The 20712-nt window shown below is 61.4% G+C and carries 20 protein-coding genes; 14 read left to right on the plus strand and 6 right to left on the minus strand.

The features are described from left to right. The first annotated feature begins 115 nt into the window (after positions 1 to 115). The 4 genes from ACLIMP_RS21930 to ACLIMP_RS21945 all read left to right on the plus strand — a co-directional run bounded on the left by ACLIMP_RS21930 (position 116) and on the right by ACLIMP_RS21945 (position 4400). Positions 116 to 1222 carry a catalase family peroxidase gene (locus tag ACLIMP_RS21930; RefSeq protein WP_443478334.1) on the plus strand — a complete coding sequence of 369 codons (1107 nt, stop codon included), beginning with the start codon at positions 116 to 118 and terminating at the stop codon, positions 1220 to 1222. Further along, entirely contained in the window at positions 1219 to 1875 is a 657-nt protein-coding gene (locus ACLIMP_RS21935) for a cytochrome b (RefSeq protein ID WP_443478335.1), read from the plus strand. The genes ACLIMP_RS21930 and ACLIMP_RS21935 overlap by 4 nt, the downstream gene beginning before the upstream one ends. Beyond that, positions 1872 to 3095, plus strand: coding sequence for a PAS domain-containing sensor histidine kinase (locus ACLIMP_RS21940; RefSeq protein ID WP_443478336.1), 1224 nt, complete (start codon positions 1872 to 1874; stop codon positions 3093 to 3095). Before ACLIMP_RS21935 ends, ACLIMP_RS21940 begins: the two co-directional genes overlap by 4 nt. Before the next feature lie 141 nt (positions 3096 to 3236). After that, positions 3237 to 4400: an MFS transporter gene (locus tag ACLIMP_RS21945; protein ID WP_443478337.1), complete on the plus strand. Its 1164-nt coding sequence runs from the start codon at positions 3237 to 3239 to the stop codon at positions 4398 to 4400. On the opposite strand, the gene ACLIMP_RS21950 is transcribed toward ACLIMP_RS21945, so the two are convergent. Further along, a complete protein-coding gene (locus ACLIMP_RS21950; RefSeq protein ID WP_443478338.1) occupies positions 4386 to 5984 on the minus strand; it encodes a PAS domain-containing sensor histidine kinase in 1599 nt (532 codons plus the stop codon). The genes ACLIMP_RS21945 and ACLIMP_RS21950 overlap by 15 nt on opposite strands. 228 nt (positions 5985 to 6212) lie before the next feature. Here ACLIMP_RS21950 and ACLIMP_RS21955 point away from each other — a divergent pair, with 228 nt between their 5' ends. From ACLIMP_RS21955 to ACLIMP_RS21975, 5 genes are all read left to right on the plus strand, one after another. Beyond that, on the plus strand, positions 6213 to 6662 hold the full coding sequence (locus ACLIMP_RS21955) for a nuclear transport factor 2 family protein (protein WP_443478339.1): 450 nt from the start codon (positions 6213 to 6215) through the stop codon (positions 6660 to 6662). Positions 6663 to 6740: 78 nt separating this feature from the next. Then, a complete protein-coding gene (locus ACLIMP_RS21960) occupies positions 6741 to 7364 on the plus strand; it encodes a response regulator transcription factor (RefSeq protein WP_443478913.1) in 624 nt (207 codons plus the stop codon). Positions 7365 to 7559: 195 nt separating this feature from the next. Next, on the plus strand, positions 7560 to 8006 hold the full coding sequence (locus ACLIMP_RS21965; protein WP_443478340.1) for a nuclear transport factor 2 family protein: 447 nt from the start codon (positions 7560 to 7562) through the stop codon (positions 8004 to 8006). Between the two features lie 28 nt (positions 8007 to 8034). Further along, on the plus strand, positions 8035 to 9327 hold the full coding sequence (locus tag ACLIMP_RS21970) for an epoxide hydrolase family protein (RefSeq protein WP_443478341.1): 1293 nt from the start codon (positions 8035 to 8037) through the stop codon (positions 9325 to 9327). Then, positions 9324 to 9875, plus strand: coding sequence for a VOC family protein (locus ACLIMP_RS21975; protein WP_443478342.1), 552 nt, complete (start codon positions 9324 to 9326; stop codon positions 9873 to 9875). The genes ACLIMP_RS21970 and ACLIMP_RS21975 overlap by 4 nt, the downstream gene beginning before the upstream one ends. Positions 9876 to 9903: 28 nt before the next feature. Here ACLIMP_RS21975 and ACLIMP_RS21980 read toward each other — a convergent pair whose 3' ends face one another. Beyond that, entirely contained in the window at positions 9904 to 10257 is a 354-nt protein-coding gene (locus tag ACLIMP_RS21980) for a putative quinol monooxygenase (protein ID WP_443478343.1), read from the minus strand. A gap of 245 nt (positions 10258 to 10502) precedes the next feature. Here ACLIMP_RS21980 and ACLIMP_RS21985 point away from each other — a divergent pair, with 245 nt between their 5' ends. From ACLIMP_RS21985 to ACLIMP_RS22000, 4 genes are all read left to right on the plus strand, one after another. Then, entirely contained in the window at positions 10503 to 11777 is a 1275-nt protein-coding gene (locus ACLIMP_RS21985; RefSeq protein WP_443478344.1) for an epoxide hydrolase family protein, read from the plus strand. A gap of 38 nt (positions 11778 to 11815) precedes the next feature. Next, the gene (locus ACLIMP_RS21990) at positions 11816 to 12571 is read left to right on the plus strand and encodes an SDR family NAD(P)-dependent oxidoreductase (RefSeq protein ID WP_443478345.1); all 756 of its coding nucleotides are present in this window, start codon (positions 11816 to 11818) and stop codon (positions 12569 to 12571) included. Between the two features lie 84 nt (positions 12572 to 12655). After that, a complete protein-coding gene (locus tag ACLIMP_RS21995) occupies positions 12656 to 13660 on the plus strand; it encodes a zinc-binding dehydrogenase (protein WP_443478346.1) in 1005 nt (334 codons plus the stop codon). Positions 13661 to 13747: 87 nt separating this feature from the next. Next, on the plus strand, positions 13748 to 14647 hold the full coding sequence (locus tag ACLIMP_RS22000; RefSeq protein ID WP_443478347.1) for a CPBP family intramembrane glutamic endopeptidase: 900 nt from the start codon (positions 13748 to 13750) through the stop codon (positions 14645 to 14647). Between the two features lie 186 nt (positions 14648 to 14833). Here the strand turns inward: ACLIMP_RS22000 and ACLIMP_RS22005 are convergent, their stop codons facing one another. Then, positions 14834 to 15466, minus strand: a complete 633-nt coding sequence (locus ACLIMP_RS22005; protein WP_443478348.1) for a tyrosine-type recombinase/integrase — start codon at positions 15464 to 15466, stop codon at positions 14834 to 14836. Positions 15467 to 16003: 537 nt separating this feature from the next. Here ACLIMP_RS22005 and ACLIMP_RS22010 point away from each other — a divergent pair. Continuing rightward, positions 16004 to 17764: a hypothetical protein gene (locus tag ACLIMP_RS22010; RefSeq protein ID WP_443478349.1), complete on the plus strand. Its 1761-nt coding sequence runs from the start codon at positions 16004 to 16006 to the stop codon at positions 17762 to 17764. 236 nt (positions 17765 to 18000) lie between these two features. Here the strand turns inward: ACLIMP_RS22010 and ACLIMP_RS22015 are convergent, their stop codons facing one another. The 3 genes from ACLIMP_RS22015 to thcB4 form a co-directional block, all read right to left on the minus strand. Next, positions 18001 to 18441: a TIR domain-containing protein gene (locus tag ACLIMP_RS22015; RefSeq protein ID WP_443478350.1), complete on the minus strand. Its 441-nt coding sequence runs from the start codon at positions 18439 to 18441 to the stop codon at positions 18001 to 18003. A gap of 406 nt (positions 18442 to 18847) precedes the next feature. Next, a complete protein-coding gene (gene thcA / locus ACLIMP_RS22020) occupies positions 18848 to 19501 on the minus strand; it encodes a Thoeris type III anti-phage system protein ThcA (protein ID WP_443478351.1) in 654 nt (217 codons plus the stop codon). Beyond that, positions 19498 to 20673 (minus strand): Thoeris type III anti-phage system protein ThcB4, encoded by a 1176-nt coding sequence (thcB4, locus tag ACLIMP_RS22025; protein WP_443478352.1) that lies wholly within the window; start codon positions 20671 to 20673, stop codon positions 19498 to 19500. The genes thcA and thcB4 overlap by 4 nt, the downstream gene beginning before the upstream one ends. Positions 20674 to 20712 lie beyond the last annotated feature (39 nt).

The following is a 20712-nucleotide window of genomic DNA, read 5'->3' on the forward strand; positions in this document are numbered from 1 at the left end:
CGCAGGTGATCTCGATCATCCTCGCGTATAAAAGCATTTCCTGAAGTCTTGGCATAAGCCGATCCGATCCCACGCCTAACGCCCACGCCAAATGCCACGGCGGCACGGAGATTTCATGTCCACCAGAAAACCGGTTCCTCCCGGCCCCATCCTTTTCATCGGCGGCATCGCCGCCTTGCTCGTGCTTGCCTTCCTGTGGGCAGCCGGATGGATCGGCCCCAAGCGCATCAGCGGCGGCGATGTCACCCGTGCGCTTGAGTACAACACCGGTAAGAAGCAACCGGGCTTCCGCCGCGCCCATGCCAAGGGCCTTTGCCTGTCGGGCAATTTCACCGCCAACGGCGCTGGAACCGAAGTCTCGACTGCCCAGGCGTTCGAACCCGGGACGTATCCCGTGATCGGGCGCTTCTCGGTGGCGGGTGGCAATCCGCTCGCCACCGATGGCCGCAATGTCTTCCATTCCATGGCCTTGCTTCTGAAGACGCCCGACGGCCAAGAGTGGCGCATGGCGATGGATCATACGCCCATCTTCCCGGTATCGAGCGCGGCGGGCTTCATCGCCCTGCAACGCGCCACGCGGCCCGACCCGGCGACGGGCAAACCCGATCCGGCGAAAATGAAGGCCCTGATCGCGGCATATCCCTCGGTAAAGGCGTTCCAGGACTATCTCGCCAAGGCCGTGCTGCCGAGCAGCTTCGCCAATGCGACCTATTACGCGATCAATGCCTTCACCATGACCGACGGCACGGGCGATACCCGCTTCGTCCGCTGGCAGTTCACGCCAGAGGCAGCGCTCGGCGGGCTTGACAAGGCCCATCTGGACACCCTGCCCCGCGATGCCCTATTCCGCGAGATGATCGAACGCACAGCCAAGAGGGCATCGCGCTGGCACCTGATCCTAACGATCGCCAACCCCGGCGACCGAACCGACAGCGCCACCGTCGCCTGGTCAGGCCCGCACCGGACCATCGACGCCGGTATTCTCACCGTCGACAAGGTCATGCCCGAGGAGGTCGGCGCCTGCCGCGATCTCAACTTCGATCCCACGATCCTGCCTGTCGGCATCGGCCTGTCCGATGACCCGCTGTTGGCAGCACGATCGAAGGTCTATTCCTCCTCGTTCCAGCGCCGCGCCGGCGAAGGGCCGCATCCGAGCGCGGCCGGGGGCGATCTTGCCGAAGACCTTGCCAAAGACCCTGCTTATAAGGAGTCTGCGCAATGAACCGCCCGCCCCATGATTTCCATCCGCTGCTGCGCGTGGTTCACTGGCTCATGGCGGCCATGGTCCTCGCCATGCTGTTCATCGGTGTCGGCATGGTCTCCACCACCGGACCGGCTTACCTCGCCCTGCTGGCGCTGCACCGACCGGTCGGCATTGCAATCCTGATCCTGGTGGTGCTGCGCCTTCCCTTGCGCCTTGTCACAGGCTCACCGCCCCTCCCCGATGATCTGCCGCCGATGCAGGTTCTGGCCGCCAAGGGTTCGCATGTGCTGCTCTATGCCAGCATGGCGGCCATGCCGCTAATCGGATGGGCCATGCTGGCAGCCGGCGGCTATCCGGTGGAGCTGTTTTCCGGCCTGATGCTTCCGCCCATCGCGCCCCACGACTTGTGGCTCTACGCGCTGCTGCGGCAGGCGCATACGGTGATCGCGGTGCTGTTCTTCGCCCTGATCCTCGCCCACCTCTGCGCTGCCTTGTTCCACGGCCTGGTTCGCAGAGACGGTGTGCTGCGCAGCATGACGGTGGGAACGCCGCCAAGCCCGGTCGAACCTTCGCAAGGCGATAGTGAAGCCTCGGACTTCGACGTATACCCATCCGCCAACGATCCCGACGCCCCGGAGTTTCCGGAAGCGCAACCCAAGGCGGACGAATGAATTCGGCACCCGAGTTTCCAGCATCCGACTCCGGTACCCAGGCTCACCGCTATCACCGCATCTTCGAAGCCACGGTCGTCGCGTTCTGGGAAATCGATCTGGCCGACATGCAGGCCATGCTGGCCGAAAGGTGCCGGGAGAGCGGGCTGGAACCGGCCGACTACGTCCGGGCAAATCCCGGCTTCATCCGTCAATCGATCGACACTTGCCGCGTTCTCGACCTTAATACGCGCGCGCAGGAGCTGTTCGGCGTCGACCGCGAAACCGCGCTGGCGACACCTTTCGGGCATTGGTGTCCGCCTCAGGCGGAAACGATGCTGCTCGACAATCTCGTGGCCTATCTGACCGGCGAAGCAGGTTACGAGGGCGAGGCGGTGATGATGCGGGCGGACGGTTCACTGTTCCCCGTCCATGTCAGCACGGCGTTTCCGCAGGAGCCGGTATCGCCCCCCGCAGGCACGTTCGCCGTGATGGACATCAGCGATCGCATCGAGCGCGAGGAAGCACTGGCAAGACTCAATACCGAGCTTGTTCGGGCAGCCCGCGTCGCCACTCTGGCCGAACTGGCCGCATCCATCGCCCATGAAGTCAACCAGCCTCTCACCGCGCTGGTCGCGAATGGGAATGCGGCCCTGCGCTGGCTCAGGCGGCCAACCCCAGACCTGAAGGAAGCGATCGATGCCATTGCGCGTATCGTCGAGGACGGTACTCGCGCCAGCGAAGTGCTCGCCCGCACCCGCCGCATGGCGACCAAGGGCGACGGCCTGCGCGCGCCGCATGACTTCGCGACGATTGTCGACGAAGCACTGGCGATAATCCGCTGGCAATTGGCAAGCCTCGGCGCGGAAGTCGACATGGCGATCGCTGCGAATGTCGGCAAGGTGCAGGTCGACAAAGTGCAGATCCAACAGGTGCTTATCAACTTGCTGGTCAATGCCGCACAGGCCATGGCAACCATCCCGGCGCCGCGCCGGATAAGCCTTTCCGCGCGCCTGGACGGCACATTCGTGACGGTTCAGGTCGACGACCACGGCCCCGGCATTCCCGAGATCGCGGGCCAACCGATTTTCAACGCCTTCTATACCACTCGGCCCGATGGCATGGGCATGGGCCTCTCGATAACCCGCACGATCGTCGAAGCACATGGCGGCACGATCAGGGTCGACACCTCGGCACAAGGCGGTGCCAGCTTCCAGTTCACGCTGCCTCGCGCAGACTGAATGCGACTGCGGCAGGCGCGCGCCAATGGGGTTAGCCGGTCATACGCGGGCATGATCGACAGGACGCAGCGCTTTCGCTCTTAGGGTTCCATCCGCGCCAACCATCCGGCGCGCTCGGAAACTCCGGGGAACGGAAACACCATGTCCAATTCCATTGCCCCGCCTACGGAAGCCACCTCCCGTCGCTGGACCGCCGTTTGCGCCATTGCCCTTGGGACGTTCGTCATGGTGACGAGCGAGTTCCTGCCGGTCGGCCTGCTCGGATCTCTTGCGCGAGACCTTGGCGCTTCGGAAGGCCGGACCGGCCTTTTGCTATCCGTACCCGGCCTCGTTGCAGCAATCAGCGCGCCTGCTTTCGCCATCTTTGCCGGTCGCCTCGACAGGCGATTGGTGCTGTCAGGCCTGACCCTCAGCATTGCGCTCTCGGATCTGGCCGTGGCCCAAGCGGTTCACTTGTGGATGGCTCTTGCCGGACGCGTGCTGCTGGGTCTGGCCCTCGGCGGAGTATGGACTTTCGCCGCAGCAATCGGGCGCAGACTGGTGTCGCAGGACGATGGCAACCGCGCGGCCGCCATCATCATGGGCGGCATATCTATCGGCACCGTGCTCGGGGTGCCGCTCGGCACTCTGGCCGGCGGGCTCGTTGGCTGGCGTGCCGCCTTCGGCTGCGTAGCCGTTCTCGCCCTGATCGCATTTGCGCTCCAAGCCATGATCATCCCACCGCTCGAAGCCAGCGAGCGCCTGAATGTGAAGGCCATGACGGCCGTGCTGCGCGTTCCGGCTATCCGTATCGGCTTTCTGGCAACGGCACTCGTCGTTGCCGGGCACTTCAGCGCCTATGCCTATCTGGAACCGTTTCTGGCGGCACGAGGGGTCTCCGGCGCAGTCATGGCGTGGCTTTTGGCAGGCTATGGTCTGGCCGGATTGATCGGCGTCTGGCTGGGGACATGGGCAAGCAGCATGAGCCGGCGCTGGGCGCTTGCAGGCGCTATGCTGGTCATCGGATTGGCGATCGGCACCACGCTTTTGGCGGGATCACGACCTGCCATGGCGGCGACCACTATTCTTGCCTGGGGAGCCGCCTTTGGCGCGCTTCCGCTCTGCCTGCAGGTCTGGACGCTTCGCGCGGCACCGCAGAATTTCGAGGCAAGCTCAGCGCTTACCAATACTGTTTTCCAGTCTTCCGTGGCGATCGGCGCTCTTATCGGAGGGCTGATCGTCGATCATGGCGGCGTCGGGAAAGCCTGGATGATCGGTAGTGTACTCGCCCTCACCGGTGCCCTTGTTGCATCACGCAAACCGTAGCGTCGCCGATCCTTCGCCTAGGTCTCGCTCATCCGCCGCCATGATCGGGACATCGATCGTAAACGTGCATCCGGGTCCGGCGTTGTTGCACGCGACGATCGTGCCGCCATGGGCCTCGACGATCCCTTTGGAAACGGACAGCCCCATCCCCATACCATCGGCTTTGGTGGTGAAGAACGCCTCGAACAATCGGGCTGCACCCACGGCATCCAGGCCCGGCCCGGTATCGACCACGCGAACTTTGGCACGCGGGCCTTCCATCTGGAATCCGACTTCGACCACCCTTCCCGGACTGCCGCCCTGGGACATGGCCTGCGCCGCATTGACGATGAGGTTGATGATGACCTGCTGCATTTGCACCCGGTCGCCCAGAATCCGGATCGGGGCATCGCAGCCGGTCAGCGTGCAGGATGCACCCAGGATACCGATCTGGCGCCGCGTGATCTCGATCGCTTCCGCCAGTGTCGGCTTCAACTCGAAGACAGTGCGTTCGCCGCTGCCCTTCATCGCCATGGCGCGGGTACGCGCGATGATCCGGGATGCGCGCTCCCCTTCAAGGATCATGTGCCCGATGGCGGCACGTGCCTCGTTGAGATCGGCCACCGGCCTGTTCAGCCAACGCAGCGCGGCATTGCCGTTCGCCATGATCGCGCTCAGCGGCTGGTTGATTTCGTGGGTGATGGATGCGGCCAGTTCCCCCAGGACCGAGACGCGTCCCGCATGGGCAAGATCCAGCTGCGCGCGGGCAAGCGCCTTTTCACGAGCGATCCGCTCGCTGATATCGACGAGGCCCACGACGACGAAGATCTGCTCCTCCGGCCGCTTGGGATAGGCAGCACTCAGGATGACGTCGAGGTTGGTGCCATCCTGCCGGCGGATCACCGTTTCAGCCTCATGGCTGACCTTTCGGGCGATATAATCAAGGAAGACACCCTTCCACACCGCCATCGTCTCGTCCGGACACCAGATACCCAGCGGCTTGCCGACCGCTTCAGTCGGAACCACGCCCAGCATCTGACAGGCCTTTTCGTTGAGGCCGACGATCGGGGTGCAATCGAGCACGCGCCTGACGATGGTAATGTCGGACGCTATTTGGGCGGCAATGTCCGCAACCTCGCTTGCCAGTTCCGCCATGACCCGGCGAACGCCGCGTAGATCGATCTCCACGAAGCCCACAATCGTGCCGTCGAACACGCTGTGAAACCGGTTCTGCTCACGCGAGAGGTCGAAGACGAGGGTATGGAAGCCTTCGAACCGCCCATCGGCAATTCTCGGAACGTAACGGATCGCCGCCTCGCGCGAACCGCCGCTGCAATGCGGAACCTCGGCCTCGAACGAAACCGTCTCGCCTGCGGCCACGCGCTCCAGATAGGGGTGCCGCTTGGCATAGAGAGTTTCGCCAAGGAAATCGCGCATATGGCTGCCGACAAGCTGTCCCGGCGTTCGTCCGTACCAATGGATATGGTGATCGTTGGCGAAGCGACAGACATGCCCGGCATCGAAGAACGAGATTAGTGCAGGAACGGCGTCGGCGGTCGAGACCCCGTAGTCGCCAGCCTCGGACTTCGATCGTGTGTCCAACATTCCGGCGGGCCTCGCATCGTTACTTTGGAGCCGTCCCGACCGCCCCTTTAGGCAGGGCCCGGAGAGCGGCAGGCGGCGCGATGATATTGACCGCCTACGAGAGCAACAATCGCGCGCCCGAGGGGAGGGATTATCCCCCCAAACGGGGGGATGCGCATGCTGGCGCCATTGCGTATCGCAGCGCTCATACCCGTGTATGAGGTTCACAAATCGCCAGGATAGGCCACATTGACCCACGTCATGCGGTACGCCGCTAAGTTGAGGATCGAACTCGTGGATCAGCCTGTCGATAGCCATGCCGAACTGCCGATTTCTTCGGCTGGCATGAAAGAGTTGCTTGAACGCAATCTGCACGAAGTGTTCGGCGAAAACGATCCGAACCGCCGGCGAGCGGCATTGAACGAACTTTGGACCGACGATTGCACGCTACATGCTCCGCCCGGCGTCATCCGGGGACGTGAGGCGATCGATGCCTTCGCCGGCCAGCTTCGCGCTACGCATTCCGATTTCGTCTATACGCCGATTGGTGAGCCGCAAATCCTGCATGATGCAGGCCGGCTAGCCTGGGGCTCCGGTCCCGCTGGCGAACCTCCCCGTTATACCGGCTGGGACGTCGTGATCACCAGCAACGGCCGGATCGCTACTCTGATCGTCTTCCTCGACGGCAGTGGCAAGTGATGATGCACACTCTGAAATCGCGCCCCGTCGCGCTGCGCTGGACGCCGATCGCAGAGGCGTGACATGAACTTGACCACCATGACCGGTACAGACGAAGCTCAAACGATCCACGTCGTCGATGACGACCCTTCGATCCGCGTCGCGCTCGACGGCCTATTCCGCTCGGTAGGCTACACCGTTCGCACGTTTGCGAGTGCTACGGAATTCATGGCTTCCGGATGCGCGCAAGCCGCCGGGTGCGTGATCCTCGACGTACGGCTGCCCGGCGTCAGCGGACTCGATTTTCAGGTCCAGCTTGCCGAAGCCGGCGTGCAGATGCCGGTCATCCTGATGACGGGCCACGGCGACATTCCGATGAGCGTGCGCGGGATGAAGGCGGGTGCGGTGGACTTCCTGCCCAAGCCGTTTCGCGAACAGGACATGCTCGACGCCGTCACAACGGCGCTGGCCCGCGATGCCCGGCAACGTGCCGAGCGGCAGGGATCCCAGGAACTGCGAGAGCGCTATGCCCTGCTGTCGCCGCGCGAGCGCGAGGTCATGGGCTTCGTCGCCCAGGGCCGGATGAACAAGCAGATCGCCTGGGATCTCGAGCTCAGCGAAATCACCGTCAAGATCCATCGCGGCAATGCCATGCGCAAGATGGGCGCGAGAAATCTGGCCGACTTCGTGAAAATGGCAGAAGCTGTGAAAGACATCCTGTAACGGAGCTGGCCTTGCAGCCTCGCGGCCATCCATGCGGCCATTCATACCCGCGTATGATCTCCTAGACCGCGTGTATCAGGCACCGATACGCGCGCCTGAACGCACTGCCGGGCTTCCTTTCCTATCATCGCCATACCCCGCGTCCCCCTGTCCAGAACGGAGACCGGGGCTTGCCCCTTGGAAAGGACCCTCGAAATGCCGACCAACGAAGATGTGATCCGTTCGCTCTACGCCAGCGCCGAAGGCAGCGACAAGGACACTACCCGGTTCGTTTCCCTGTTTACCGAGGACGGCTACTTCTGGGATGTCGCCGCCGGCCAGAAGTATTACGGCAAGGAGATCGGCGACACCGTCGACATCTATGCCGAAGCCTTCCCGGACATGCACCGCAAGCTGGAGAAGTTCATCGTCCACGGCGATATCGTCATTGTCGAACTCAGCCTCAACGGCACGCATCGCGGCGATCTGCGTCTTCCGGCCGGAACGATCAAGGCCACCGGCAACGAAATCCACGCCCCCTGCTGCGACGTGTTCCACTTGCGGGATGGCAAAGTCGCCTCGTTCCACTGCTACACGGCGGCCACCATCCTCCTCGCCCAACTCGGCGTGTTCGGAAACCTAGAAGCGGCGCTGGAACATTGAGCCGCTGCGTCCCAGCGAGGATCCCCTCATGACTCTCATGCCCACTCCCCACGGCGATATTGCGGCCGATCGTCGGCATTTCCTCGGCGGCGCGCTCACGGCCGCGGGTGCTGCCGCGGTTCTCCCCAGTGTTACGCAGGCTCGGCCGCTCGGCGGCAACTCGCAGCCCTTGCTGCCGCCCGCAAGCGATGCCGTCACCGCATTCCGCGTCGAGATCGAAGACACCGACCTCAGCCAGTTGCGCCAGCGCTTGGCGCTGACCCGCTGGCCCGAACCGGAAACCGTCAGCAACTGGACGCAAGGCGCCCAGCTCGACGCGACCCGCACGCTGGTGGACTACTGGCGAACCGCCTACGATCCGGCACGGCTGACAACCCAGCTCAACGCCCTGCCGCAGTTCCGCACCGGCATCGACGGCCTTGGCATCCACTTCATTCACGTGCGCTCGCGCCATCCGCAGGCACGCCCGATCATCCTGACGCACGGCTGGCCGGGCTCGGTCGTCGAATTCCTCGACGTCATCGGCCCGATGACCGACCCTACCGCCCACGGCGGCAAGGCCGAGGACGCCTTCCATGTCGTCATCCCCTCGCTTCCCGGCTTCGGGTTTTCCGACAAGCCGACCGAGCGCGGCTGGGGCCTGCCGCGCATCGCCCGCGCCTGGGGTACGTTGATGAACCGCCTCGGGTACGAGCGCTATATGGCGCAGGGCGGTGACTGGGGCGCCGGGGTCACGACCTGGATGGCGAAGCAGCACGTCCCCGGCCTGGCCGGCGTGCATCTCAATCTGCCGATCCTGTTTCCGCCGCCGCTGGCGGGCACCCCCGCGGCCGAGGAACAGGCCTCGATTGCGCAGCTGGTGGCCTACAGCACGGACGAATCCGGCTACGCGCTCTTGCAGGGCACTCGGCCGCAGACGATCGGCTATGCGCTTGCGGATTCTCCTGCCGGACAGGCCGCCTGGATCTACGAAAAGCTGGCGGCCTGGAGCGATTCCGGCCACCACCCGGAAAAGGAAATCGGCCGGGATCGCATGCTGGACAACATCATGCTCTACTGGCTGACGGACAGCGCTGCCTCGTCAGCAAGGCTCTATGCCGAAAGTTTCACTACCGACTTCTCGCCTCAGAAGCTGGACATTCCGGTCGCGGTCAGCGTGTTCCCCGGAGAGATCTTCCGCCCGCTGAAGGTCTGGGGCGAACGCATCTACTCGAAGCTGACCTACTGGAACGAAGCGCCTCACGGGGGACACTTCGCGGCGTTCGAGCAGCCCGGGATCTTCGCCGAGGAACTGCGCCGCGCGGCGCCGACGCTGTGGTGAAACGCGCTGCTCCACTCGCGATCCTGCTTGCGGCGGCAACTCCAGTTGCCGCCGCATTTGCGCAAGAGAAAAGCCGCTTCGATGACGCTTCGACACCCGCCCTCGAAGTCAGCGGGATCGATCATGTCGGCATCAACGTGCCGGATGCGGGAAAGGCCGCCGCTTTCTTCCATGACCTGATCGGCACGCGCGTGATGTCCGACTGGCGCCCTGCCCCGGTCGACCGGCAGTGGAAGCGCCGCTTTCGCTGGCACGCGAGCGCACGGCTGCGCCGCCTCATGATGATCGAGGCTGGTGACGGCTCCAAGATCGAGCTGTTCGAATATGCCTCGCCCCATGCCTCTCTGCGGCAACCGCACGAGGACGATGTCAGCGCGACCCATATCGCGCTCAAGGCCCACGATCCTGCCCGCGCGGTGGCGACGGTTAGGGCCATGGGCCTGACCGTCTCGAACGAACCTGTGACATTGCCCGATGGTTCGCGCTGGTTCTATTTTCTCACCCCCTGGGGTTCGCAGATCGAACTCGTTTTTCCCGCAAGCCAGTGAGGAGCGCCCTGAGGCGCTCCTCACTCCGTCACGAGACCTTGCCGCGTGGATCGTCGATGTGCATCCGCGCGATATCGTAGCGGACGCCTTCGCGGTGAAGGATGCGCACCGTCTTCACGACCGTCGACAGCGCCGAAAGGAAGCTCTCGGCCTCTTCATGGTTTTCATAGGCTTCCTGATCTGCCCAGCCTTCGAGCAGGTGGAAGGTGTTCGGATCGGTCAGGTCCTGGGCGAAAGCGTAGTAGATGCAGCCGGGCATCTTCTGCGCCGCCCTCATTTCGGGAATGACCGCGTCAATGAAGGCCTGCCGATCCTCCGGATGAACCCGGTAATATGCGCTGACGGTGACTTCGGTGGAAAGCGTCTTGTCGTGGTCGGCCATACCGGCCTCCTCTTGATCTGTTGAATTATCGAGCGGCCGCCGCCCGGGCTGAGCGTGAACGGCCAGCGATCCCAACTAGGGATCCGCTTCGCCAGCCCCAATAATGCCCACAAGCCCCCCGATCATACCTGCGTATGAGTGCATGACACCTGGAGTTCGACCGACGACCTGCGCGTCTAATCGTCACGGTCATGCCGATATCCTAGCTGAAGGAACGATCACTTCCGCCGAAAAGGACGAACTGCATGACATCCGGTCACTCCCGCCGCCAGGTCTTTGCCGAACTGGGTAAAGGCGCAGCGCTCGCTGCCGTCGCGGCGACGGCGGCCCCGGCAATTGCCGAAGCGCAAGGACTGCATCTCGCTCCGGCCTCACCCGCGATCACGCCCTTCCGTGTGGAAGTCCCGCAAGTCGCGATCGACGACCTCAAGCTGCGCCTGCGCCTGACCCGCCTGCCCGAACGCGAGACTGTCTCAGACTGGTCGCAGGGCGTACCGCTGGCAAAGGCGCAGGCGCTGGTCGCCTACTGGCGCGACCATTACGACTGGCACCGGTTCGAGCGCAGGATCAATTCCTACCCCCAGTTCCGTACCGAGATCGACGGACTGGGCATCCACTTCATCCATGTTCGTTCGCGCCATCCCGGCGCCTTGCCGATCATCTTCACACATGGCTGGCCGGGTTCCATCGTGGAATTCCTCGATGTCATCGGCCCGCTGACCGATCCTACCGCGCATGGCGGCAAGGCGGAGGATGCCTTCGACGTCGTGATCCCCTCACAGCCCGGCTTCGGGTTCTCGGACAAGCCCTCGACGACAGGCTGGGACGTTGTCCGCACGGCCAAGGCCTGGGGCACGCTGATGCAGCGGCTCGGCTACGACCGCTGGGTTGCACAGGGCGGGGATTGGGGCGCAGGCGTTACTCACGCGCTCGGCCATGTCCGGCCTACCGGTCTGATCGCCGCACATGTGAACTGGCCGCTGGTCATCCCGGCCCAACCTCCCGTCCCGCTCACGGCAGACGAACAGGCTTGCATGACGGCCATCGCCGCGTTCCTGAACGATCAGTTCGGCTACTTCAAGGAACAGGGCACGCGGCCCCAGACCGTCGGCTATGCGCTTGCGGATTCGCCCATCGGTCAGGCCAGCTGGATCTACGAGAAGTTCCAGGCCTGGACGGACAATCGCGGCAATCCCGAGGATGCCCTGAGCCTCGACCAGATGCTCGACGACATATCGCTCTACTGGTTCACGAACAGCGCCGCATCTTCGGCCCGGATCTACTGGGAGAACACAAGGAACGGCGGCGGCTTCGATGCTGGCACGATCGAACTGCCGATGGCCGCGACGATCTTCCCACGGGAGATCTACCGCGCGCCCAAGGCCTGGGCCGAGGCCCGCTGGCCGAACATGTTCTATTGGAACGAGGTCGATCGCGGCGGACACTTTGCCGCCTTCGAACAGCCCCAGCTTTTCTCCGAAGAGATGCGCCGCGCCTTCCGCACGATGCGCCAGGCCTGACGCCTTAACACTCCCATCAATAGACAGGAAACCTGAGCATGTCCCAACGTCTCGGCGGCAAGATCGCCCTCATCACCGGTGCAACCAGCGGCATCGGCCTTGCCACGGCAAAGGTCTTCGCAGGCGAAGGTGCTAAAGTCTTCATCACCGGGCGCCGACAGGATGTTCTCGACAAGGCAGTCGCGGAGATTGGCGGCGATGTCACCGGCATCCGCGCCGATTCCGCCAGTCTGGCCGATCTCGATGCCCTCTTCGCGCAAATAAAGACCAAAGCCGGGCGGATCGATGTCCTCTACACCGCCGCGGGCGGCGGCAGCATGCTCCCGCTCGGTCAGATCACCGAGGAGCAGGTCGACGACACATTCGACCGCAACGTCAAAGGCGTGATCTTTACCGTGCAGAAGGCCCTGCCGATGATGGGCAAGGGCGGATCGATCATCCTCACTGGCTCGACGGCTGGGACCGAAGGCACCGCCGCCTTCAGCGTATGCTCCGCATCCAAGGCCGCCGTGCGCAACCTTGCGCGCAGTTGGGTACTCGATCTCAAGGACAGCGGCATTCGCGTAAACGTCGTGAGCCCCGGCGCGACGAGAACGCCCGGCCTCGTGGAACTGGCAGGCGAGGATGAAGCAGCGCAGCAGGGTCTGCTCGACTACCTCGCCTCGCGCATTCCGCTGGGCCGCGTCGGCGAGGCGGAAGAGATCGGCAAGGCCGTCCTGTTCCTCGCCAGCGACGATGCCAGCTTCGTGAACGGCGCGGAGCTTTTTGCTGACGGCGGACAGGCGCAGGTCTGATCCTGCTTCAAACAGCCAGACGCCCGGTCGCTTCCCCCTCCGCACGGTGACCGGGCGTCAAACCCTTTTCAGGAAAGAAGCTCCATGCGTTCCGTCCTTTACTACCGACATGGCGTTCCCGCTGAAGTGCTGGAAACCGTGGAGGTCCCTGCCCCACCCCCTCCGCCACCAGGCCACGTTGTCGTGCGTGTTCGCATGCGCCCGGTTCATTACGGCGATCTGCTGGGCATAGCGGGCCGCTATCGCAGCGGCGGCGACTTGTCCGTGCCGCCTGAGGGCAATCGGGTCGGTTTCGAAGGTCTGGGCGAGATCGCATTTGTCGGAGAAGGCATTGATCTGCAGCCCGGAACCCGTGTCGCGTTCTTCCCGGGTCGCGGCGCCTGGAGTGAATACGCCACGGTGGCAGCCGAATTCGTTACACCGCTTCCTGAGGAGCTTCCCGACGAGGTCGGCGCCCAATTGCATGTAAATCCCCTCACCGCCGCTCTACTGCGACGCGCCGTCGATAGAGCCGGAACAGTTCCTGGCAGAGACGTCGTCGTTCTTACCGCCGCCGGTTCCGCCGTCGCACGATTGACAATCACTACCCTCGCCGCAGCCGGCGTCACGGTCGTCGGCCTCGTGCGTAGCGACCGCGGCGCGCAGGAGCTTCGCGATCAGATGCCTTGGCTACCTGTGCTTTCGACGGCCAATTCGCATTGGAAGGACAACCTTGCGGACACCATCGGCTCCAGCCCCATTAGAGCAGTGCTTGATCCTGTAGGTGGCGCACTAGCCAGTGAGTTGGCGAAACTTCTAACCAGTGGAGGTTCGCTGATTTCCTACGGCGACCTTTCTGGCGAGCCAATCTCGGTATCCGCGCTGTCCTTCTCGACACGCGACATCCGCATCTTCGGCGTGACCGTCGGCACATGGGCACAGTTGCCCGCTGCCCAGAGAGCGGAAGATTTGAAGTTCGCGATGGACCTTGCCCGGCACCATCCAGAACTGTTCCCTGTGTCAGCGCGCTACGATCTCGCTGATGCCCGCGATGCAGCCTCTCACGTCGAACGGCCCGGCAAAACGGGCGTCGTGCTGATGACTTCGTGAGGCCCGGAAATCGTCAGACGCCAAAAATTCGACCGGCAACGGCCCCCTCGGACCGATCAAACACGTGAAATGGAGTACCCAGCGATAATGAAGGCTGACGTTCGCAGTGCCGCATGGGGCAGTCAGGGCAGCATCGTCCTTGGCAACAAAGGCGTTCTACGGGATGGCAGATGGGCCTCGGCACGAAGTCTGGGTTGGATGGCGGTTGTGCTTGTCATCATGGGCGCCATCCTGTCGCTTCAATCCATCGTGAAGTCGCTGGTCAACAACGACTCCGTCACTCTTGCCATGGCCTTCGCCTGCACTTTGCTTGCCTATGCAGCCTATTCCGCAATGGTGCATTACGGCGAACGTCGCGGAACAAGCGAACTGGCCGTCCGTCCTCTCCTGCGCGAATACACGACCGGGTTTCTCGTCGGTGCAGCGATCATCACCACAGTGATCGGATCGTTGTGGCTGACAGGGCAGTACGTCATCCACCGAGGCGACTGGACTGATTGGGCGCATGATTTACGCGAGGCGATCGGTACCGGTCTGCTCGAGGAATTGCTGGCCCGCCTGATCCTCTTCCGCCTGCTCGCCCGGGCATTCGGAGTGCCAGCGGGCTTCGTCGTTTCGGCCGCGGCATTTGGAGCTGCTCATCTCGCTAACCCGAACTCCTCCCCGCTTGCCGCGTTTGCGATCGCAATCGAGGCCGGCCTACTCTTCGCCGGCTTCTACTTCCTCACAGGGCGTATCTGGATGTCGGCGGGAATCCACGCGGGCTGGAATCTCGTGCTTGGCGGGGTTTTCGGGGCCCGTGTTTCAGGCATGAGTGGCGAAGGAAGTCTGCTCGTAAGCTTACCTAACCTCGGATCCTCTGATCTCCTAACAGGAGGCGCGTTTGGCCCTGAGGCTTCGATTCCCGCCATAATTCTTGGTTTTGCCGCGTTCATTCTAACCATACGGCTGGCGCCAAGGAGCATTTCCGGCGCGCGAACGGAATAGTTGAACCGGATGCCCAAGCGCCCCGGTTACCTGCAGGTCAAACCTGCCTCGGTGGGTGACCACGCTTTCCAGCCTTTCACCCCAACAAAGTAACCCTTCGAGGCATTGTGGCGGCTTGCTGTTTCCAGCCGTTTGCTCGTGGCGGCAAACCGCGTTCCCGAGACGGTCGCGGAGCCGCAGGGCGGCTCAGATTTCAGTTCGCTCGGATAGGGTGAGAGCATCATCGATATCGACGCCGAGGTAACGCACTGTGTTTTCGATGTTGGTGTGGCCGAGCAATATCTGCACCGCTCGAAGATTTCCGGTCGCCTTATAGATGAGCGAGACTTTTGTGCGCCGCAGTGAATGCGTGCCGAATTCCCGCTTGTCCAAGCCAACTGTCATGACCCACTCGTCGATCAGACGAGCATATTGCCGTGTGCTTAAGTGACCACGATAATCGGTACGGCTCGGGAATACAAAGTTCTCTGAGTTCCATCCGCGCCTGTCGAGCCACACCGTCAGGCTTTTCCGTGCCTCTGTCATGATCTCGAACTGGACGGGCTTGCCGGTCTTCTGCTGGATAACAGTTGCGCGGCTGCGAATGCTCCCGCGACTGACGATGTCACCGATCTTTATCTTCACGAGGTCACAGCCGCGCAATTTGCTGTCGATCGCAAGATCAAACAGCGCGCGGTCGCGCAGCCGCCTGTGCTCGTCCAGGTAGAAGCGGATGGCCCAAACGTCTCGCAGTTTAAGCGGGCGTTTTGGCCCCACGTTCTGGCCTGCATTCCACGGGCGTCGTTCGTGCACGGCAGGGTCTAGGTCTGAATGTCCCATGATGTTTCTCCATCGACCTCAATAGCCCACTAGAGATTACCGCTCATTGAACGGGCGGAAACGCCTTGACTGGAACTATGGCATGAAAATGCCCTGCCGGGACGCTGCGGGCGCTCTCGGGATAATCGTAGGAAAGCTTTCAATTGTTGGTGAATTCGCCGACATAGCTGCCGTAGAGTGCCTCATCTCGACTCCCTGATAGCTGCCGTCCGTTCACCAACTTACGGATGAACCTGAATGGTTTGGCATGGGATTTTGCGTCACTTAACGGACATCAGAAGAACCACGGCCCGAAATACTAGGGTCAGTGCAGCATAAAATGCCTTTCAATGTGCTTAGCCAGCAGTCTCTATCATGCAGTCGGCATCATCACTCCTCAAAGCATGGCAACGGATGTTCTATGCACGGAGCGTTGCAGCGCACAAATCGGCTAGATCTGTTAATGGCTTCTGAAAACGCCGGAAGGGGTGTCAGCGTGACTGGCGGCCGTCCCAATGTTAGGAGTTCTGCTCAGCTTCTTCATGGTCGGGTGTAGGCGTGCTACAGATAGTTCAAGGCCGGTATTTTCGCGATGTTCCCCTTACGGATACCACCCACCGTGGGATTTTCTATACGAACCTGCGTGCCTTCGGAGATCGCAACGCGCGCATTTTTCCATTTGGTAGATTGCTCCCCTCTACCACCCACCATGGGATAGGCAGCTTTACCGTCGAAGCCATCGAACGCCTGGAGTCACAGTCGGAGGATGGCCAGCGGGAGGTGCTTGCCGCGACGAGCGGCGACCAGTTGTTGGAAGAAATCGCCGCCGTCATATCCTTCTGCACAAATGTGGTCTGCGTTCGCGATGTCGACATGGCGAGGCGGCTTATCTCTCACCAAGAAAATCCTAACGCGAATCAACAAGGGCCAGCCAGCATCCTTCGCCAAACCTTCGATAAAACCGTCGTTTTCAGCGAATATCATGTCACTGATATCGACCAGTTCATGAGGTCACTCATTGCCCTTAACCGCAAGAGTTACGAAGCAGCGATCCGGGCCATCCGCCAGATAGTCGACGCCATGCTGATCGTCGACGAAGATTCAAGTCTCGCTTACACGCTGATGGTTGCGGCACTTGAGTCACTCGGGCAAGCATCGGAGCCGGAAGTCGCCCTCTGGTCGGAATATGACCCGCGTAAGCGGGCCCGAATCGATGAGGCGACTAAAGGCCTGTGCGAAACGCGCGAATTGCGGATCCGCACAGCCATTCTGGCCAATGAGCATCTGTCGCTCCAGCGGCGATTTGTCGCCTTCGTGATCGGCCATGTCGAACCGAGTTTCTATCGAGAGGAGGCTATCGGAGCCGTGCGTCCGATCGCGGCCGCAGAACTGCCATCCGCTCTACGCCAAGCTTACGCGATCCGATCGCGGAACGTCCATGCATTGGAAAATCTCGCTCCCGAGATTTGGATGGCGGCAGATCGTGCCGATACTGCTTTTGCGGAGGGCAAGACACTTCTGAGCCTGGAGGGGCTGGCACGCCTCTGTCGCCATGTGGTTCGCAGATTTGTTGAGCGTGCGCCATGCGATGCGGATCACGACTTCAACTATCGATCAGCTTTGCCGGGTATCTTCAATATGCGGTTGGCATCACAATATTGGGTCCACCAGGCCGCCGGCTTTAACCGGCACAGCGCACCTGCCTACTTCGATGGTATGGTCGAATTTCTTATCGAAGGCATGTCCGGTCGGAGCGAAGCCGGTCTCGTAGATATGGGCGCCGTTCTGGACGTGATAGAGCGATCCGCGCTGGGGCTTTCGGATCGGGAGGATCGCCTCCCGATGGCTGGTATGATGGCCATTTGGAATGCTTGTGCGCCTGCAGATAAGCGGCGCAATCTCAAGAAGCCGCTGCGGGAAAAATTCGAAGACGACCTCGCTGAGCCCAGTATGGTGAGCTTTGCCGTGAAGTTGCTACTACAGCGCCCCATCCCCTGGACTTCAGAGGCGATGGTATCCCTGTCGGCGAAGCGCCGTGCCGCCCGGCGCGGGAACAGTTTTCAGGTCATGCCGAAAAGGATAGATGCCGCCTTGCATCTTCTGGTAGCCGACCGCCTTTTAAAGGAAGGAAACAAGGGATGTGGGCTTGAAGAGGTTTCGCATGCAGTAGAAACGGTCCCCGGCATCATGGATCTCATCCGTTTCGAGGAGGCGCTCAAAAATGACGAGGATTTAGATCTTGATATTAAAAGATTCATTCTTTCCCAGGAGCCGTTCATAAAACCGGGGACTGAGACTGCTTCTGACATTAGCGAATAAGACCCTGCATCGAGATGCGAATGCATAGGTGCAACAGAATGGAATTGCCTGAATTACGGCTCATGGCCTGCCCTCAGCACGCGTAACCCGAGAAGGCCATATGCCTATGCGAGGTGTACTGCGAGAAATGGGTCTCGTCCTGAGGCACCTCATGAAGCACGGCCCGTAGCACGCCGCGGCTTCCAGGCTCCCAGCCGTAGACGCGATCACTAAGCAAGCACGATGGATTTTTCACCCTATTTTCCAGCAGCCTTTGCTGCAGCTTCGACCCATGCGCCGAGGTTTCCCCGACCGTTGTCGTTATTCCAGAGATAGTGCTTGTATCCTGGGGCGCGCAACGCGCAACAGCTAGTGGTGTTACCGTGCATGTCCGAAATTTTGCTGATGTCGATCGTTAACAGCCCGTTGCCGCGAGAAATGCTCTGCCCGATTTCGTACTTGACCCACTTGCTCTTGTGGGTGTTAGCACCGATCAGCACTACGGTGACACTCGTTCCGGACAGCTGATTATCAATCCACGTCTTGATGGCGGCATCCCCCGCTCGTTCAACCTTCTCAAATTCAGCCTTATCAATGAAACCAGATTTTAAGACACCTCCGATAACATTGCTGTTTCTGACATTCATCGCGCGATGAACATCGTCGTATTTAAAGCTGAAAAATACTTTTCGGGCCATTTTCGATCCTCGTAATACTGCAGTGTTTAGCTATTCGGATTTCTGCCGATAGGTCCGCGGCTTCTTGAAGAGGTCAGCCAAGCGAGGATCTTTGTCAACACGTTGCGACTTCGAAACGGGCCGAGCGTGAACGAATTCTTCGCTTGATAGAGCGTTGACCATGCCATACTCAAATTCTATTCCCGCCATCTCTCAAGCTTGCAATGACGATTTCCATCGCAGCCAACATTTTCGTCGCCGCATCTGAACGATGTGTGTTGGTTGACTGGCAATGGCTGCGCGATGACGCATCGAGGAGCCGAGTATTCAGGTGCGCTTGCAAAGGCTGGTCGCGGTCGCGAATTATGCGTCCGTCGGACGCCTGCGAAGTGACTTCGCTGCTAACGAAGCCCGAGCAGACCATGACTTAAGGTTCCGGGGGACGTCGCAGTCGATCCGCCACTGCTTCAGGCTGTTCGACCGGAGTCGGGTAGCGCTGTTCGCTAGGGTGAATGTCGAGTTGGTGGTGGAGCAGGGCAACATAGTCACGCTCCTGCGCAAATTCGGGATCCGCTCCGATCTGCTGGCCAAGGATCGCGGCCGCGCCGCCGGCGGTCATGATCGGCAGGATGGCGGCATCGGGCGCCTTGGCCTTGAACAACTCGAACTCGTCCATAATGCCTTGCATGCCGCCCACGAACACCGCAGCGCCGAAGCTTGTGTCATCGAGCATCTGTTCGCGCATGATTGCCAGGCTTGCGGCCATGTCCTCCGGTACTTCCGGTGTCACCACAACATTGTCGAACAAAGCGGTTTCCTTGGGGAACTCGTCCTCGAAAAACTCGCTTTGGTACAGCTTTACCCAGGCGCCATAGTCGACGCCCATCGCTTCGGCATGTGCCCATACCATCGGCGTGATCGCAGGATGTCCACCCCAGACCAGCTGGCGCCGGCCGAGCGTTACATAAAGCAGCGCGGAAACCGCAGCCGTGATCGCGGCGGTGTCGGCCTCACCCATGAAATGTTTGGCAGCCGGATCAGGTACGCCGGCCGAGAGAAATACCGCTCCATTGGGGTTCACTGATTGTCCCATCCGACCAGCTCCCATCCTGCATCATGCACTTTGAGGCAGCGCACGTCTTTGATCTTTTTATCGAGCCAAGCAAGGTGTTCGCGCCAAGCTGGTCGAATACCGACATCATCGAACACCAGGCATGGGAACCGGCTATGCTTGGCGCGCTGCGCCTTGGTCTCGATCTCATTGAGCAACTCGGCGGTCGGCACGCCGACCATCGGATAGGCGTGAAGCTTCAAGCCATTGGGCAAGTTGATCGCCATCGCCCGATAAGCGCCGATCCCTTCGATCGTCCCCCCGATGGCTTTGATTTCCATGGCGAGCTTGCCGGCTAGGCTCAACTGGCGCGTCGCGATACTACGGCTCCGCACGCGCTCGGCTCGCCGCGCGACCGTATCGATCATCTCCCCAGTGAGCTGACGCTGCGCCGTCAAATCGCCAGCCTCAAGCATGATCGTATCGCTAAGCCCGAGTTTGCGCGTGGGCTTATGGTCCGGCCAGACCAGTCGGAGGAGCTGAATGCCCTTGGACTGACTCCGGCCAAGCTCCAGAGAGGTCCATTTACTGCTGAAATAATCAGGCGTGTCGAGCATGACGACGACGTCGCAATCGACCAAACGATGCCACAGCATTTCCTGAAAAACTGTGCCGGGGCGGATATCGTGGGTGTCTAGAAACACGTCGAACCCGCGCCCGCTCAATTCGTCGTGGAGCTGGACCGCCACTTCGCGCGATTCAGTGCGCCGATAGCTGATGAAAATCCGCCGTTGCCGATGGAGCAGGCCCAGACATTCCAGCGCGATGGCAAAAGGAGCTTCGAGTTCGGTGTCGTCGGCGTCCAGGAATACGGCGTTGAGCGCGGCGATGGTGGCGGGGAGTACATCCTCGGGCTTTTCGCCTGCGCGTACCACCGGCACGATGGGCATTTTGTCGATCTCGAGCGCGTCGATCAGCGACTGATCCCTTGTTGGATCTCCGCCAAAGTAGAGCGCAGTGGTGCTCGCATCGCGATTACGTGCCTCGCAGTCGCTCGCATCGCGAAGGACAATCTCAGTGCCGAAGTCGAGTTGGAATTCCGCAGCGATCTCCGCGACCCGCTTGGCGAGCGTCGTGCGTTCTGCGTCCGTGACAGCGCCAAGGACGATCAATTCGTAGAATGGAGTAGGCGCGTCGCTCATCCGTCCAGACTCGTTTGGGTAGCATAGGTTTGCATAGGT

The organism is Novosphingobium aeonii, from assembly GCF_052279045.1.
In the GTDB taxonomy this organism is placed as follows: Bacteria; Pseudomonadota; Alphaproteobacteria; order Sphingomonadales; family Sphingomonadaceae; genus Novosphingobium.

What these genes read in the sequence shown, in the direction of transcription:
- ACLIMP_RS21930 (WP_443478334.1), top strand. Translation starts at nt 116, where the DNA reads ATGTCCACCAGAAAACCGGTTCCTCCCGGCCCCATCCTTTTCATCGGC.
- ACLIMP_RS21935 (WP_443478335.1), top strand. Translation starts at nt 1,219, where the DNA reads ATGAACCGCCCGCCCCATGATTTCCATCCGCTGCTGCGCGTGGTTCAC.
- ACLIMP_RS21940 (WP_443478336.1), top strand. Translation starts at nt 1,872, where the DNA reads ATGAATTCGGCACCCGAGTTTCCAGCATCCGACTCCGGTACCCAGGCT.
- ACLIMP_RS21945 (WP_443478337.1), top strand. Translation starts at nt 3,237, where the DNA reads ATGTCCAATTCCATTGCCCCGCCTACGGAAGCCACCTCCCGTCGCTGG.
- ACLIMP_RS21950 (WP_443478338.1), bottom strand. Translation starts at nt 5,984, where the DNA reads ATGTTGGACACACGATCGAAGTCCGAGGCTGGCGACTACGGGGTCTCG.
- ACLIMP_RS21960 (WP_443478913.1), top strand. Translation starts at nt 6,741, where the DNA reads ATGACCGGTACAGACGAAGCTCAAACGATCCACGTCGTCGATGACGAC.
- ACLIMP_RS21965 (WP_443478340.1), top strand. Translation starts at nt 7,560, where the DNA reads ATGCCGACCAACGAAGATGTGATCCGTTCGCTCTACGCCAGCGCCGAA.
- ACLIMP_RS21970 (WP_443478341.1), top strand. Translation starts at nt 8,035, where the DNA reads ATGACTCTCATGCCCACTCCCCACGGCGATATTGCGGCCGATCGTCGG.
- ACLIMP_RS21980 (WP_443478343.1), bottom strand. Translation starts at nt 10,257, where the DNA reads ATGGCCGACCACGACAAGACGCTTTCCACCGAAGTCACCGTCAGCGCA.
- ACLIMP_RS21985 (WP_443478344.1), top strand. Translation starts at nt 10,503, where the DNA reads ATGACATCCGGTCACTCCCGCCGCCAGGTCTTTGCCGAACTGGGTAAA.
- ACLIMP_RS21990 (WP_443478345.1), top strand. Translation starts at nt 11,816, where the DNA reads ATGTCCCAACGTCTCGGCGGCAAGATCGCCCTCATCACCGGTGCAACC.
- ACLIMP_RS21995 (WP_443478346.1), top strand. Translation starts at nt 12,656, where the DNA reads ATGCGTTCCGTCCTTTACTACCGACATGGCGTTCCCGCTGAAGTGCTG.
- ACLIMP_RS22000 (WP_443478347.1), top strand. Translation starts at nt 13,748, where the DNA reads ATGAAGGCTGACGTTCGCAGTGCCGCATGGGGCAGTCAGGGCAGCATC.
- ACLIMP_RS22005 (WP_443478348.1), bottom strand. Translation starts at nt 15,466, where the DNA reads ATGGGACATTCAGACCTAGACCCTGCCGTGCACGAACGACGCCCGTGG.
- ACLIMP_RS22015 (WP_443478350.1), bottom strand. Translation starts at nt 18,441, where the DNA reads ATGGCCCGAAAAGTATTTTTCAGCTTTAAATACGACGATGTTCATCGC.
- thcB4 (WP_443478352.1), bottom strand. Translation starts at nt 20,673, where the DNA reads ATGAGCGACGCGCCTACTCCATTCTACGAATTGATCGTCCTTGGCGCT.